General features: G+C 70.4%; 17 protein-coding genes and 1 tRNA gene. 7 read left to right on the top strand and 11 right to left on the bottom strand.

The window, feature by feature from the left end:
* Nucleotides 1–2: 2 nt before the first annotated feature.
* A complete protein-coding gene (locus tag ACZ4TR_RS03380) occupies nucleotides 3–926 on the bottom strand; it encodes a TauD/TfdA dioxygenase family protein (RefSeq protein WP_465285575.1) in 924 nt (307 codons plus the stop codon).
* 322 nt (nucleotides 927–1,248) lie between these two features.
* On the opposite strand from ACZ4TR_RS03380, the gene ACZ4TR_RS03375 reads away from it, so the two are divergent.
* Both ACZ4TR_RS03375 and ACZ4TR_RS03370 read left to right on the top strand, forming a co-directional pair.
* Nucleotides 1,249–1,671, top strand: coding sequence for a hypothetical protein (locus ACZ4TR_RS03375; protein WP_364512873.1), 423 nt, complete (start codon nucleotides 1,249–1,251; stop codon nucleotides 1,669–1,671).
* Complete coding sequence (locus tag ACZ4TR_RS03370) at nucleotides 1,668–2,240, top strand: hypothetical protein (protein ID WP_465285574.1); 573 nt, start codon at nucleotides 1,668–1,670, stop codon at nucleotides 2,238–2,240. Before ACZ4TR_RS03375 ends, ACZ4TR_RS03370 begins: the two co-directional genes overlap by 4 nt.
* Here ACZ4TR_RS03370 and ACZ4TR_RS03365 read toward each other — a convergent pair.
* The 3 genes from ACZ4TR_RS03365 to ACZ4TR_RS03355 are packed head-to-tail and all read right to left on the bottom strand — an operon-like array spanning nucleotide 2,233 to nucleotide 4,634.
* Nucleotides 2,233–3,000, bottom strand: a complete 768-nt coding sequence (locus ACZ4TR_RS03365; protein WP_465285573.1) for an SDR family oxidoreductase — start codon at nucleotides 2,998–3,000, stop codon at nucleotides 2,233–2,235. The genes ACZ4TR_RS03370 and ACZ4TR_RS03365 overlap by 8 nt on opposite strands.
* A gap of 60 nt (nucleotides 3,001–3,060) precedes the next feature.
* Nucleotides 3,061–4,233 carry a hypothetical protein gene (locus ACZ4TR_RS03360; protein WP_465285572.1) on the bottom strand — a complete coding sequence of 391 codons (1,173 nt, stop codon included), beginning with the start codon at nucleotides 4,231–4,233 and terminating at the stop codon, nucleotides 3,061–3,063.
* Nucleotides 4,230–4,634 carry a polysaccharide biosynthesis C-terminal domain-containing protein gene (locus ACZ4TR_RS03355; RefSeq protein WP_465285571.1) on the bottom strand — a complete coding sequence of 135 codons (405 nt, stop codon included), beginning with the start codon at nucleotides 4,632–4,634 and terminating at the stop codon, nucleotides 4,230–4,232. The genes ACZ4TR_RS03360 and ACZ4TR_RS03355 overlap by 4 nt, the downstream gene beginning before the upstream one ends.
* Before the next feature lie 133 nt (nucleotides 4,635–4,767).
* Between ACZ4TR_RS03355 and ACZ4TR_RS03350 the strand changes: the two genes are divergently transcribed.
* Nucleotides 4,768–5,238, top strand: a complete 471-nt coding sequence (locus ACZ4TR_RS03350; protein ID WP_465285570.1) for a GNAT family N-acetyltransferase — start codon at nucleotides 4,768–4,770, stop codon at nucleotides 5,236–5,238.
* An 83-nt stretch (nucleotides 5,239–5,321) separates the two neighbouring features.
* Here the strand turns inward: ACZ4TR_RS03350 and ACZ4TR_RS03345 are convergent, their stop codons facing one another.
* Nucleotides 5,322–5,855, bottom strand: coding sequence for a DUF3592 domain-containing protein (locus ACZ4TR_RS03345; RefSeq protein WP_465285569.1), 534 nt, complete (start codon nucleotides 5,853–5,855; stop codon nucleotides 5,322–5,324).
* 527 nt (nucleotides 5,856–6,382) lie between these two features.
* Here ACZ4TR_RS03345 and ACZ4TR_RS03340 point away from each other — a divergent pair.
* Nucleotides 6,383–6,649, top strand: coding sequence for a helix-turn-helix domain-containing protein (locus tag ACZ4TR_RS03340; protein WP_465285568.1), 267 nt, complete (start codon nucleotides 6,383–6,385; stop codon nucleotides 6,647–6,649).
* A 278-nt stretch (nucleotides 6,650–6,927) separates the two neighbouring features.
* Here the strand turns inward: ACZ4TR_RS03340 and ACZ4TR_RS03335 are convergent, their stop codons facing one another.
* On the bottom strand, nucleotides 6,928–7,203 hold the full coding sequence (locus ACZ4TR_RS03335; protein WP_465285567.1) for a hypothetical protein: 276 nt from the start codon (nucleotides 7,201–7,203) through the stop codon (nucleotides 6,928–6,930).
* Nucleotides 7,204–7,437: 234 nt separating this feature from the next.
* Here ACZ4TR_RS03335 and ACZ4TR_RS03330 point away from each other — a divergent pair, with 234 nt between their 5' ends.
* Nucleotides 7,438–7,773, top strand: a complete 336-nt coding sequence (locus ACZ4TR_RS03330; protein WP_465285566.1) for a tyrosine-type recombinase/integrase — start codon at nucleotides 7,438–7,440, stop codon at nucleotides 7,771–7,773.
* Between the two features lie 132 nt (nucleotides 7,774–7,905).
* Here ACZ4TR_RS03330 and ACZ4TR_RS03325 read toward each other — a convergent pair.
* The 4 genes from ACZ4TR_RS03325 to ACZ4TR_RS03310 all read right to left on the bottom strand — a co-directional run bounded on the left by ACZ4TR_RS03325 (nucleotide 7,906) and on the right by ACZ4TR_RS03310 (nucleotide 9,195).
* Nucleotides 7,906–7,993: transfer RNA gene (locus tag ACZ4TR_RS03325), tRNA-Ser, on the bottom strand.
* Between the two features lie 33 nt (nucleotides 7,994–8,026).
* Entirely contained in the window at nucleotides 8,027–8,230 is a 204-nt protein-coding gene (locus ACZ4TR_RS03320) for a CsbD family protein (RefSeq protein ID WP_364512885.1), read from the bottom strand.
* Nucleotides 8,231–8,260: 30 nt separating this feature from the next.
* Nucleotides 8,261–8,689 carry a nucleoside deaminase gene (locus ACZ4TR_RS03315; protein ID WP_465285565.1) on the bottom strand — a complete coding sequence of 143 codons (429 nt, stop codon included), beginning with the start codon at nucleotides 8,687–8,689 and terminating at the stop codon, nucleotides 8,261–8,263.
* 23 nt (nucleotides 8,690–8,712) lie between these two features.
* Nucleotides 8,713–9,195, bottom strand: a complete 483-nt coding sequence (locus ACZ4TR_RS03310) for a tRNA adenosine deaminase-associated protein (protein WP_465285564.1) — start codon at nucleotides 9,193–9,195, stop codon at nucleotides 8,713–8,715.
* 77 nt (nucleotides 9,196–9,272) lie between these two features.
* Here ACZ4TR_RS03310 and ACZ4TR_RS03305 point away from each other — a divergent pair, with 77 nt between their 5' ends.
* Nucleotides 9,273–10,502 (top strand): M20 metallopeptidase family protein, encoded by a 1,230-nt coding sequence (locus ACZ4TR_RS03305; RefSeq protein ID WP_465285563.1) that lies wholly within the window; start codon nucleotides 9,273–9,275, stop codon nucleotides 10,500–10,502.
* Here the strand turns inward: ACZ4TR_RS03305 and ACZ4TR_RS03300 are convergent.
* On the bottom strand, nucleotides 10,499–12,445 hold the full coding sequence (locus ACZ4TR_RS03300; RefSeq protein WP_465285562.1) for a phosphocholine-specific phospholipase C: 1,947 nt from the start codon (nucleotides 12,443–12,445) through the stop codon (nucleotides 10,499–10,501). The two genes, ACZ4TR_RS03305 and ACZ4TR_RS03300, sit on opposite strands and share 4 nt — an antisense overlap.
* Nucleotides 12,446–12,514: 69 nt before the next feature.
* On the opposite strand from ACZ4TR_RS03300, the gene ACZ4TR_RS03295 reads away from it, so the two are divergent.
* Nucleotides 12,515–12,892, top strand: a complete 378-nt coding sequence (locus tag ACZ4TR_RS03295) for a VOC family protein (RefSeq protein ID WP_465285561.1) — start codon at nucleotides 12,515–12,517, stop codon at nucleotides 12,890–12,892.
* Nucleotide 12,893: the final 1 nt, after the last annotated feature.

Raw genomic sequence — 12,893 nt, 5'->3', positions numbered from 1 at the left:
GGTCAGAACGGCCGGTCGCCCGCGATGGCGACGCGCTCCGCGATCCGGACGTGCGGGTGGTAGTCGTTGACCGCGTAGTGCTGCGTCGCGCGGTTGTCCCAGAAGGCCACCGAGCCCGGCCGCCAGCTGAACCGGACCTGGAACTCGGGCGTGTGGGCCTGCAGGAACAGGTACCGCAGCAGCCGGTCGCTCTCGTCGCGGTCCATGCCGACGATGTGCGTGGTGAACGCCTGGTTGACGAACAGGGTGCGCCGCCCGGTCTCCGGGTGCGTCCGGACCACCGGGTGCTCGACCGGCGGGAACTCGTCCTGCCACTGCGCGAGCAGCGCCGGGTCGGAGAACCGGTCGAAGCCGGGGAGGTAGTCGTGCACCGCGGTGAGCCCGTCGATGCGGGCGCGGACGTCCTCGGGCAGGTTGTCGTAGGCGGCGGCCATGTCGGCCCACATCGTGTCGCCGCCGACGGGCGGCACCTCGATCAGCCGCAGCACCGAGCCGAGCGCCGGGTTCGGCCGCCAGGTGACGTCGACGTGCCAGATGTTCTCGTAGCCGGGCATGGCGGCGGTGCGCTCGAAGCGCGTGACGGCGTCGTCGTCACCCTTCGGGATGAACGGGTTGGTCTCCAGCTCACCCCAGTTCGCGGCGAACGCGCGCTGCTGCGCCGACGTGATGCGCTGGTCGCGGAAGAAGATCACCTTCCACTCCAGCAGGGCCCGGTGCAGGTCTTCCCGCAGCTCAGGGGTCAGCGGCTCGGCCAGGTCGACGCCGTCGACCTCGGCGCCGATCACCCGGCCCAGCGGGCGGAGGGTGAAGCGCTCGTACGGCTCGCCGCTTCCGCTTCGGTGCAGGACGCGGGGACCTTCGACGATGCCGTGATCGGGGGTGACGGCCTCCCGCAGCTGAATCCGGGCAGGCAGGTCTACGGACATGGTTGTGCTCCAAGGGTTTTCGGGAGAATTCGGACGCCGGGTTCGCGTCAGGCAGGGGGCGAGCCCAGGCGGCCGCGGCGCAGCAGGAGCTCCACGGTGCCTTCCCCGATCGACCGCTTGGAGGCGCGGCCGTGCCACCGGATAGGCGTGCTTTCCGAGGTGGCGGGCATGTGCACATGGTGTTCTTCCTCCCGCCCTGCGGTCAAGACGTCCACTTGGTGGAACGCGATCAACGCCGCAGGTCACCGCGATGCGGCCGGCTCGGGACCATGAGGCAAGATCTTCCACGATCGGGTGAGCGCCCTTGACGACGGAGGTCCCCATGCCGGAAGGCAGAGGCTCGCGGCTCGGTAGTGACATCCCGGAGCTCCGCGTCGGAGGCTCCGCCGCCCGGAACCCCCTGAAGAAGGGGGGTGAGGTTTCGAGCGCCGGGGGCTTCGCCACCCGGAACGCCCCGAAGGCGCCGGACCGGTTGCGCACCGCCGCGGACCTGCTCGACCAGGCCGCGGCGGCCGACGACAAGGCGGCGGGACAGTTCGCCGAAGCCCGCGTCGACTCGACCCCGTTCGGCATTTCCCCGCAGGCTCGCGAGCTGGCGGCGCGCTGGGCGTCCGCCCTCGCAGCGCGCGAAGCGGACGCGCGCGTCCTCGGCGACGCGACGTCCGACCTGGCCGGCCGGCTGCGCATGGCGGCGGAGAGCACCCGGAGCTCCGGCTTCCGGGGGCGGATCGCGGTGGCGCCGTGACCTCTCCGGTGTTCGAGCACCCGGCGCTGACGTCGGCGGCCGCCCGGCTGGCCGCCCTGCGCACGGCGGCGGGCCGCATCGGCGTCCCGGACCCGGTCGCGGCCCTGCGGCACCTGGACTGTTCGCCGTCGGCGATCAGCGCGTCCGCTTCGGCGGTCGACGCGGGCGCGTCGCTGATGACGTCGGCTTCCGCGGAATTCCGCAACGGCGTCGAGCAGGGCGAAACCGGCGGCAGCGCGGAGACGTTCGGCATCTGGGCGGACACAGTGGACGGTCAGTACGCCGCGGCGGCCCGCGCGGCCGCGGCGACCGCCGAGCTGGGCGTCCGGATCGCTTCCGAGCTGGACGCCTTGGCGACGTCGGCGTCGGCGGAGGTGTCCGCCCTCGCGGACACGGCCTCGGCGGCCGTCGCGGCGGTGCTGGCGGACGACCGGTCACCCGAGGTGGTGAGCACGGTCAGCACGACGTGCGCGGCGGTGGTCCGGACGGTCTCGGCGAAGATCGCGTCGCTGTCTTCGCTGCTGGCGGAGCTGGAGCCGTTGACGGTGCCGGCGGTCGAGCTCAGCTGAACCGTTCCCGGGCCCAGTCTTCGAAGCTCCTCGCCGGATGCCCGGTGACGGTGGCGACGTCCAGCGAGACGGGCTCCGGGTCGTCGACGAGTGAGGCCCAGTAGGGCAGGGCGCTCTTCGCGAATTGCTCGCCCAGTTGCGTTGCCGCTTCCGCGAGCGGTTGTTCTTCCCATTTCGCGGGTGTGCCGAGCGCTTCGCCGATGATCTCGACCTGCGCAGCCTGGGTAAGCGCTTCCGGTCCGGTGACGAGGTAGATCTGCTTCGCGTGGTTTTCGGTGAATGCTTTGATCGCCATGTCGGCGACGTCCTTTTCGTGGACGAGCGAACGTTTGGCTTGGCCGTAGGGCGCCCGCACTTTGCCGGTTTTCGCTTGCTCCACCCAGCCGAGGGTGTTGGTGGCGAGGCCGGTGATGCGGAGGAAAGTCCAGTCGTCGGTGACGTTTCCGACGGCTTCCTCGACGTCGGCCCAGAATCCGCCGTCTTCGGCAGCTGCCGAGGAGACGTAGACGACCTTCTTGTCTTTGAAGGGCTTTACGGCTTTGTCGATTCCTTCGGCGGAGTAGAAGGGCCAGACGAAGTAGACGGCGTCGACTCCCTCGGCGGCTTCGCCGGGGTCGGTGATGTCGCCTTGGACGGTTTCCCCTCCGGGCGCTTTGGCCGGGTCGCGGACGAGGACCCTGACGTCGGCGCCTTCGTCGAGCAGGCCGCGAACGACATGGCGGCCGGTGTTGCCGGTGGCCCCGGTGACGAGGACCTTCATGGTGTGCTCCTTGGGGATCAGCTGGTGCCGACCACCGTCACACTTCAAGAGCCCTTCAAGTCAAGCTTCGGCTGCCAGATCCAACGCTCTGCGTAGCCGTCTGATACGCCGGGCCGAGGCCTCGTGCCCGAAGCTGTAGAGGAAAGGCCATTGCGCGCCGGTGTACTGCGCCGGCACGTATCCCAGGCGCCGTAACACACCGTTGCCGACCGGAATCGCTCCGAGCAGCACACCGGCCAGCGACAACATGCTGGGGCCGTCGACGAACGGTCCGGCAACCGTCGTGGCCAGGCCCAGCGCGAAGACCGGGGCTTCGGCTCTCCGAGAGATCCACGAGCGAAACGTGTTGTGCAGCCGCCCCCCGTCGAGCGCGCGGTTCAATTCACGGGACACCTTGCCTTCGAGGGATTTCGGCCGTTCCAGGGCGGCGCAGCGACAGATCGACGCGTACCAGCGGGCCAGTTCGTCATGCCCGGCCGAACCCACGAATCGGCTTAGATCGGTCACCCCACCCGAGATCTCCATGGTTCGCAGCAACGCGAGGAGTTGAGCGGCCAGTTCGGCGTGGTCAAGGTGCTGTTGCCGGTACGGCACGGCTGTTTCCGCGGCGGAGTCGATCCACCGCAGGAACTGGCTGTCCCGGGGGCTCAGGAAGAACGGCGCTTCCGCGCCCGACCGGGTAATGGCGTCGCCGTGGTTGCAAACGTCCCGCAGAATGTGCTCGACGGTCTGCCGAGGGTCGTTTTCGTAGCGCCGCGCGGTTTCCAGCACGCCGATCGGGATGTTCTTCTCCGGCGCACGGCCTTTCAACACCCGCGTTACCTTGGCGACCAATTCCCCGTTCTCGTCGAAGTGGTCCTTGGCCCACGCCCGGCCGGGTTCGGGCGGGGCGACCGTGACTCGCCGCTGCGAGGCCTCGAGGTCACGGTCGGCCTCCGCGAACTTCTTGAGCTCGTCGTCCACCGACGGCGTCCAGGCGGCGCCTTCCCACGGATGAGCGTTCCGCTTCGACGGCGAGAGCAACCACTCCTCTCGAGCGATGACGCGCACGTGCCCCTTACGGACGAAATCGACGAACTCCCGCGGTTCGACCTGACACGTGGGAGCCGTCAGCAAGGCACTCGACGGCGCCCAGAGAACGAGTGGACTGCTGCTGGCGATCATGCGGTGCAGGTGCCGGTAGCCGGCTTCGCCGTATTCGCTGATGTGGCAGAACGTCCGGAACTCGGTCACGCCGGCTCCACAACGTGCCGGGTAACGGCTTCGCCGGGATCGAAAGCCCGATCGCTGAGTGCGACGATCCACAGGTCGGCGTCGCCGTCGTTGCGGATCGCGTGCGACCACCCCAGCGGGGGGCGGACCAGCACCCCACCGGCTCCCCCGAAGTCCTGTCGACGAGGTTCGGTGTCCACCCCGCGGTCCCAATGCAACGACCACCGGTCCTGGTAGGCGACGGCAATGATCTCGCGCTTGCGCGTGTGGAAGTGGTTGCCCCGCACCGCACCCGGCCGGATCGCGGCGATGTGCACGTCTTCGACGAACCCGATTTCGCGGAGGTACTCCCCGAACACCGACACACTGAGACCGCGTTCCTCGACCTTCCCGGGGAGGTGTTCCACCAGTAGATCATCCACAGCCGCACCTCCGCTTGCCCCATCGTCGGGGTCTGTATCGCGTCGGCGAGCCGCGGCATTACCGGTGTGCGCTAGGTTGCCAGGCATGCCCGGAGCCACGTGGCCACCCGCGCCGATCAGCACCGCCCGGCTCGTGCTCCGCGCGTCCGAAGCCCGCGACCGTGCCACGTTCATCGAACTGTTCGCTTCGCCGGACGTGGGCACCTACATCGGCGGCCCGAAACCCCGGGACGAACTGGAGCGCACGACAGCCGCAGTGCCCGGGCGGCGGCCCGGCCTGTTCGTCGTCGCTCTCGGCGGGGCGCTGATCGGCATGATCACGCTCGATCCTCGCGACGGCGAAGACCACGTCGCAGAAACCGAACTCGGTTACCTGTTCCTGCCGGACGCATGGGGCCACGGGTACGCGGCGGAGGCGTGCGCGGCGGCCCTTGACTGGTTCGCGGGCGCGCATCCCGGTGAGCCGGTGGCTCTCTGCACCCAAACCGCCAACGACCGTTCGATGCGGCTCGCGGCGAAGCTGGGCTTCACCGAAGTGAAGCGGTTCGAAGCTTATGGCGCCGAGCAATGGCTCGGCGTGTGGTCACAGCAAAACGCCCGGTGACCCTGGTGAGGGTCGCCGGGCGATTCGAGAGCGGTGGCGGTGGGAAAAGCGCAGTGTGCACGACCTGAGTCGCGGCGACGTGATCATGGCTCCGGACTTCGAGGCCGAGCACGGTATCGCAGTCGGGTGAACCGGAAGAACAGCACGGACGCCAAGGCCAGGACGGCGGCCAGCGACACCAGGAAGATCGTGGCGCCGGTGAAGTCCGGTGGGTCGCGGACGTCCCACAGTGTGATGTCGGGCCGGTCGGGGTCGTAGCGGATGCGCAACTCGTCGCCGATCTTCAGCTGCGGGTCGCGCGGGAAGTCGTCCAGCCGGGCGGTGACATCCTGCCGGGTCGTGGTCGTGAAGCGGACGTTCACGTTGTAGCTCAGCCGGATGCGGAGGATGTCCGTCACCGTCGCGGACGTCTCCAGCCCGGCGGCGCGCAGCCGCGATTCGTACTGCCGCACGGCGACAGCCCCGAGCCCGACGGCCAGCGCCAACACCAGGCCGAACACGGTGATCCAGGTCCCGGCCGGCCCCCTCGGCCCTCGCCGGCGCGGTGGCCGCGAGGCGTAGCCACGGCGCCGCCGGACCCAGTTGACCGGGACGGGATCGGGCAGTGGCTCGCTCATGAACCCAGTATGAGTGATCCCCCGAATGTGGCCTGGGCGAGGAGCCCGACGCCGCCCACCTGGACCGCAGGGGTTCAGGTCTAGACCGCTCCCCTAGACCCCTCCGTATCCGCTGGCCCATCCAGGCCCCAGACCCTCGAACGGGAGGCACCTCGACGCAGGCCCTACGCGCCATTTCGACCACCCGGCAAGGTCTAGGTCTAGCCGCTCCCGCGGCGGCGGGGAGGCAGGAGGCAGCACCGGCAACGGCCCTGGAACGCCCGGGGAGGCGGTCCCGGCGGCGGGTTAGCCCGCCGGGTTAGGTCGACGTCCCGGGTTAGGGATCCAACCCGACGGCGGGAGCCGAGCCAATCCGCTCCGACCTGCCGAAAGTCACGGAGTTAGGCGGGTTAGGCCCCGACCGGTCGCCCACCGAACCGCCCGTCCAGGCACGAGCCACGCCACCTCGCGGCACCTAACCCAAGCGGTCACCACGTACGCCGTCGCGTGGCGATCCCGCACGCCCACATGACCGAGGGGGAGCCCAGTTGCGCCGCACCACGCCGAAGTCCAGTGACCACGCACAGCACCTGGAGAGCAGTCCAATGAAGACGCCGCACATGCCCACCACGCGCGTCTTGCTGACGGTCGAGGCCGCCGCGAAACAGCTCTCCATCGGCCGCACGACCATGTACAACCTGATCAAGGCCGGGCAGATCGCCACCGTCCAAGTCGGACACCTCCGACGGGTGCCCACGTCCGCGCTTACCGCCTACGTCGAGCGGTTGACCGGCACCGCGTCGGCCGCCGCCTGAACAGGATGAGAAATGGCACGGCCGCGTCACGATGGGAATCCGCGAGGACGGTAAGCCGGACCGGCGGCACGTCGAGCGGAAGACGGAAGTCATCGAAGCCGTCCGGGAGCTTGAGCGCCAGCGCGATTCCGGCCGCGTCCGGAAAGCGGGACGGAGCCTGACCGTCGAGCAGTGGCTTACCCACTGAATCGAGAACATCGCGGCACCAACGGCGACAAATTGCGACCTGAGCACCTGGAGGTGACTTACCGGAAGTCCTCCAAAAAGGACTCCACCCGTCAACCGCGCACCTCGCACACCGGACCGTCCGAGCGGCGCTCAACGAAGCGGTACGGCGGCGGCACATCGTCGAGAATCCCGCGCGCATCGCGAATGCGCCGCGTGTCGAAGAGGAAGAGATCGTGCCGTTCTCGCGAGAGGAAGCGCGGAGCCTGATTATTGCCGCCGGGGAGATCCGGAATGGCGCGCGGTTCATCGTGGCGCTTTCGATCGGACTCCGACGCGGTGAGGCGCTCGGGCTGAAGTGGTCTGACGTCACGATCACGTGGAAGCACGGGTGCGCGCGCGGCGAAGCCTGCCGCCGGAAGCTCACCGCCGTCGAGTGCCCGGCTCCGGCACGCTCGCCGTCCGCCGCTCGATCCAGCAACTGAACTGGCAGCACGGGTGCACGCCCGACAAGCCGTGCGGGCACGAGCACGGCGCCTACTGCCCGGAGCGCTATGGCGGCAGCCTGTCGTCAGCGAGGTGAAGTCGCGGGCCGGACGCCGCGTCATCGCCTTCCCCGACCGGTGATCGAGGCCCTGGAGGCGCACCGCGTCCAGCAGGCCGAAGAGCGCGAGGCGGCGGCAGGGGACTGGGTGTTCGCCACGCCGATCGGCCGGCCGACGCACCCGACGCCGGACGACCGGGCGTGGAAGGCGTTGCTGCGCCTGGCAGGCGTGCGCAACGCGCGGCACACGGCCGCGACGGTGCTGCTTGAGCTGAAGGTGCCGCTGCCCGCGGTGATGGAGCTGATGGGCTGGTCCAACGCGGCCGTGGCCAAGCGGTACCTGCACGTCAAAACCGAGCTGGTGACGTCGGTGGCGGAGCAGGTGGGCGCCCACATGTGGGCCCGATCCGGATGACGAAGACGAGGAGGACGACGGCCCGAAAGGCGCGCTTGTGCCCCGCCTGATCAGGGGGCATTTGAGACGGAAACTGAGACGGCACAGCGAAACGCCCGGCAACCCCATGAGGGTCGCCGGGCGATTCGAGAGCGGTGGCGGTGGGATTTGAACCCACGGACGGGGATTAGCCGTCACACGATTTCGAGTCGTGCTCCTTCGGCCGCTCGGACACGCCACCGCCGAGAACAATACCGGAGGGCACCCGCGAGCCTTACGAGGGGTCACCAGGGCGGGGCGTACGCCGCCTGACCTGGGCCTCTCGGAAGCGGTCGCGCAGGTCGTGGGCCACTTCGGTCACCTGCGCGCGGCGGCGCTGCATCCGTCCGGACGCCTCCAGGCGCCGGTTGCCCGTTGCCGCTCCGAGCTTCGACCGTGCGCCGCCGACCGCCTGCTGGACCTTGTCCTTCATAGTCATACTGACGGGGTACCCAGCAGCGCACGCAGGTCAGCGCCGCGTCGCGAAATACGTCTCCAGGACGGAGGCGCACTCCGCCGAAAGGACGCCTCCGCTGACCTCCGGGCGGTGGTTGAGCCGGCGGTCGCGCACGACGTCCCACAGGGACCCCACCGCGCCCGTCTTGGGCTCCCACGCCCCGAACACCAGCCGCGAGATCCGGGCCAGCACCAGCGCGCCAGCGCACATCGTGCACGGCTCCAGCGTCACCGCCAGCGTGCAGCCCTCCAGGCGCCAGCCGTCGCCCACCACGCCCGCCGCCGCGCGGAGCGCGAGGATCTCCGCGTGGGCCGTCGGGTCGCCCAGCTCGACCCGGGCGTTGCGCGCCGCCGCCAGGGGCTTGCCGTCCGGGGCGAAGACCACCGCCCCGATCGGCACGTCCGCGCCGGGGGCGCGCGCTGCCTCCAGCGCCGCCTCCACGGCTTCGGTGTCGGACGGCCGTCTCAGAGCTCGTCCAGGAACTTGGCGAACTCGCTGCCGAATCCGACGCGCTGCGCGATCATCTGCAGCTGCTCGTCCGGGTACAGGTCGACGTCGCCGACGATGACCTCCAGCTCCGGCCCGGGCAGCCCGATGTCCGCGAGGATCGACAGGTCGCCCTCGGGCCAGACGGAGTCGTCCTCTTCGTCCGGTGGATCGACGCGCAGGACGTCGAGGACGTCCGCCGCGATGTCGTAGTCCAGTGCCGCCGCCGCGTCCGAGAGCAGCAACGACGGCCCTCGCGGGCTCGGCCGGACGATGACGAAGAACTCGTCGTCGACCGCCAGGAGCCCGAAGGACGCACCGGTGGAACGTAGTTTGCCCAGTTCAGTGATCGCTGCGTCCAGCTCGGTCAGCGCCCCCGGGTCGAGCGCACTGCACCGCCACCGACCGTCTTCCCGGACCACGGCTACCGCGAAGCCCGTGACCGGCTCATCCACCGCCATGCGCACACCGTATTCCGCCGCTCGACCGAGCGCACGCACGGTGCGCCCGAAGCGCCGCATGGGGCACTATCGGGAGCATGACCGGCCCCACTGACCTGCCCACGCTGCCCGGCACGCCGTTCGCCGGCCTCCTCGACGACGCGCGGGCGCTGCAAGACCGCACGGTCGCCCTCCGGCGCGCCGTGCACCGCCACCCGGAACAGGGCCTCCACCTGCCGCGCACCCAGGCGGCGATCCGCGAAGCCCTCGCCGACCTGCCGCTGGAGATCACCGAAGGCAAGGCCACGACGTCGCTGACGGCCGTCCTGCGCGGCGGGCGGCCCGGCCCGGCGGTGCTGCTGCGCGGCGACATGGACGCGCTGCCGCTGACCGAGGAGACCGGCCTCGACTTCGCGTCCGAGGACGCGGAGTCGATGCACGCGTGCGGGCACGACACGCACGTCGCGATGCTGGCGTCGGCGGCGCGGCTGCTCGCCGAGCGCAAGGACCAGCTGGCCGGCTCGGTCGTGTTCATGTTCCAGCCGGGTGAAGAGGGTCACCACGGCGCCCGGTTCATGATCCACGAAGGGGTGCTCGACGCCGCCGGCACGCGGGTCGAGCGCGCGTTCGGCGTGCATATCCTCGCCAACCTGCGCAGCGGGCTGCTGTCGGTCCGGCCGGGCGCGCAGATGGCGTCGGCGGACTCGTTCTCGGTCCTCGTCACCGGCAAGGGCGGCCACGGCTCCGCGCCGCAGCACACGATCGACCCGGTGCCGGCGGCCGCGGCCATGGTCGGCGCGCTGCACACGATGATCACGCGCCGGGTCAGCGTGTTCGACCCGGCGGTGCTCTCGGTGACGCGGATCCAGGCCGGCACGACGACGAACATCATCCCGGAGACCGCCGAGCTGCAGGGCACGATCCGGGCGCTGTCCAAGCAGACGCGCGCGCTGGTCCGCGCCGAGCTGCCGAAGGTGTGCGAGCAGGTCGGCGCGGCGTACGGCTGCCGCGTCGTCGCCGACGTCGAGCCGGGCTACCCGGTGACGGTCAACGACGACCGCGTCGCCGCCGAAGTCCTGACGCTCGGGGAGGCCGTGCTCGGCCCGGAGAACGTCGAGCTGATGGCGGACCCGCTGATGGGTGCCGAGGACTTTTCCTACGTCCTGCAACGCGTTCAGGGCGCGTACGCGTTCTTGGGGGCGTGCCCGCCCGGCGTCGACCCCGCCGAGGCGGCCGCGAACCACTCCAACCGCGTGCTCTTCGACGAGGACGCGATGCCGAACGGCGTCGCGATGCTCGCCGCGTTCGCGCTGGACGCCCTGCGTTAGGGCCCGGTCCGCGACGGGCGGCCGTCTTCGAGGTGCCCGGCGAAGCGGCGACGCCACCCGGGCGCCTCGAACGTGACGTCGTACCAGCCGTTCTTCGCCGGCACCGGGAAGTCGTGCGAGGCCTTCGGCGCGATCGTGACGCCGTTCAGCGCGACCGGCGCCGCCCCGTTGTTGGTCACCGTGACACGCAGCGCGGGCGCCGGCGTGAACGTGACGGAGGCGTCGAGGCCCGCCTGGCCGGAGGCCTCGACGACGAACCCGTTCGGGCCGTGGATGGCGACGTCGTACGACTCGGCGTACGGGACTTCGCCCGTCGTCTCGCTGTTCGGACCGACGTCGAAGCGCTGTGACGCTCCGCCGGCGTGGTAGGCGTACGCGGCCAGCTGCAGCGTCTGCGTCCCGTGGTTGGCCAGGTGCAGCTTCAGCGCGCCCTGCCCGGCCGTGACCCAGGCGACCGGCTGGTAGGGCAGCGGGCGGGCCTTCGCCGTGCCGGGGTCCTGCACCAGGGCGCCGGGCCCGAGCCCGGGCTTCGGGAGCCGGGACTGCGTCCGGTCGGCTTCGGCGCGCAAGGCGTCCGCGTCCGGCAGCAGCGGGATCGTCGTGTCGTGCGTGCGGAAGTCGAGACAGCTGGTCAGGTCGCCGCAGATGGCCCGGCGCCAGGCCGAGATGTTCGGCTCGCGCACGCCGGTCCACGTCTCGAGGAAGCGCAGCACCGACGTGTGGTCGAAGACCTGTGAGTTGACCCAGCCGCCGCGGCTCCACGGCGAGACGACGGTCATCGGCACGCGCGGCCCCAGCCCGATCGGCACCGGGGCGCCGGACGCACCGCCCTTCTCCGGGCGGTTTCCCGGCAGGTACTCGCCCGGAGTCCCGGGTGGTGGCGCCGGCGGGACGACGTGGTCGAAGAAGCCGTCGTTTTCGTCGTAGTTGAGGAAGACGACGGTCGATTCCCACAGTTCCGGCTTGTCCCACAACGCTTTCAGCATCCGCTGGACGTAGGCGGCGCCGTCGACCGGCCGGGCGGCGGGGTGCTCGCAGTAGCCGTACGGGGCCACGACCCACGACACCGCGGGCAGCGTCCCGGCCGCGCAGTCGGCGAGGAACTCGGCCAGCACGTGGTCGAGGTCCTTGCCCTTGCCGGAGTCGGGCAGCAGCTTCTTGCGCAGGTTCGCGCGCTCGGCCAGCCGCTGCTTCACCGGGTCGATCGAGTGCAGCGCGTCGTGGAAGTTCCGGAACAGCCACAGCGGGTTGTCGCCGTAGTCGCCGGCGAAGTGCTCGGGGACGCCGCGCTCCTCGTCGTTCGCGTAGATCCGCCAGGAGATCCCGGCGGACTCGAGCCGCTCCGGGTACGTCGTCCAGCGGAACGACGGTTCGTAGTCGGGGAAGTTGTGCGTGACCGGGCCGCCGGCGACGCCGTCCGGGTCGATCGTGCCGGTCCAGTGGAACAGCCGGTTCGGCTGCGTCGGGCCCTGGATCGAGCAGAAGTAGTGGTCGCACAGCGTGAACGCGCTCGCCAGCGCACGCTGGAACGGGATGTCGTCGCGGGTGAAGTACCCCATCGTCATGGGGCTCTTGGCCTTGACCCAGCTGTCGTACGCGCCGCCGTTCCACGCGCGGTGCGTGCTGTTCCAGTCGTGCGGCAGCTCGCCGAGGTCCTGGCCGTCCACGACGGACGTGTCGACCCGGAACGGCAGCACCGGCGCGCCCTTGCCGCGCTGGTGGAAGACGTCCCGCAGCGCCGCGCGGTCGCCGAAGCCGCGGACGCCGGCCATGGTGCCGTAGTAGTGGTCGAACGACCGGTTCTCCTGCATCAGCACCACGACGTGGCGGACGTCGTCGATCGTCCCCTTCCGCGCCGGCGCGGCGCACGCGGCCGCCAGCGAGCCGGCGACAGTGGCCGCGGCCGCGCCGCCGAGCACCGTGCGCCGCCGGATCCGGCCCATGCCTGCCTCCTCATCCCCGCGTCAGCGGCCTGACGAGGGGTACGTTCCCCGCGGAGAGAGGTGGTACCCGTGCTCGACTCAGCGGATCTGGTCGCCTTCGCACCGTCGACCGACCTGGAGCGCTCCCGCGCCTTCTACACGGATGTCGCCGGGCTCGAGTTCATCGAGCAGACTCCCTTCGCGTGCGTGTTCCGCAGTGGCGCGACCATGCTCCGCGTCACCGCCGTCGCCGAGTTCACGCCGCAGCCGTTCACGGTGCTCGGCTGGGCGGTCGCCGACATCCGGGAAGCGGTGGCCGGGCTGCGCGGCCGGGGCGTGGAGTTCCTCACGTTCGACACGCTGCCACAGGACACCGACAAAATCTGGACCACGCCGGGCGCGCGGATCGCGTGGTTCCGCGATCCGGACGGCAACGTGCTGTCCTTGACCGAGGTCACTGGCAATTAAA

The sequence above is a fragment of the Amycolatopsis sp. NPDC028719 genome (genome assembly GCF_055565395.1).
This window is presented reverse-complemented; position numbering and strand designations above follow the sequence as displayed.

Excerpts from the sequence above, each read along its gene's own strand:
- ACZ4TR_RS03305 (WP_465285563.1), top strand. The coding sequence starts at position 9,273 with ATGACCGGCCCCACTGACCTGCCCACGCTGCCCGGCACGCCGTTCGCC.
- ACZ4TR_RS03310 (WP_465285564.1), bottom strand. The coding sequence starts at position 9,195 with ATGGCGGTGGATGAGCCGGTCACGGGCTTCGCGGTAGCCGTGGTCCGG.
- ACZ4TR_RS03375 (WP_364512873.1), top strand. The coding sequence starts at position 1,249 with ATGCCGGAAGGCAGAGGCTCGCGGCTCGGTAGTGACATCCCGGAGCTC.
- ACZ4TR_RS03345 (WP_465285569.1), bottom strand. The coding sequence starts at position 5,855 with ATGAGCGAGCCACTGCCCGATCCCGTCCCGGTCAACTGGGTCCGGCGG.
- ACZ4TR_RS03320 (WP_364512885.1), bottom strand. The coding sequence starts at position 8,230 with ATGACTATGAAGGACAAGGTCCAGCAGGCGGTCGGCGGCGCACGGTCG.
- ACZ4TR_RS03365 (WP_465285573.1), bottom strand. The coding sequence starts at position 3,000 with ATGAAGGTCCTCGTCACCGGGGCCACCGGCAACACCGGCCGCCATGTC.
- ACZ4TR_RS03300 (WP_465285562.1), bottom strand. The coding sequence starts at position 12,445 with ATGGGCCGGATCCGGCGGCGCACGGTGCTCGGCGGCGCGGCCGCGGCC.
- ACZ4TR_RS03380 (WP_465285575.1), bottom strand. The coding sequence starts at position 926 with ATGTCCGTAGACCTGCCTGCCCGGATTCAGCTGCGGGAGGCCGTCACC.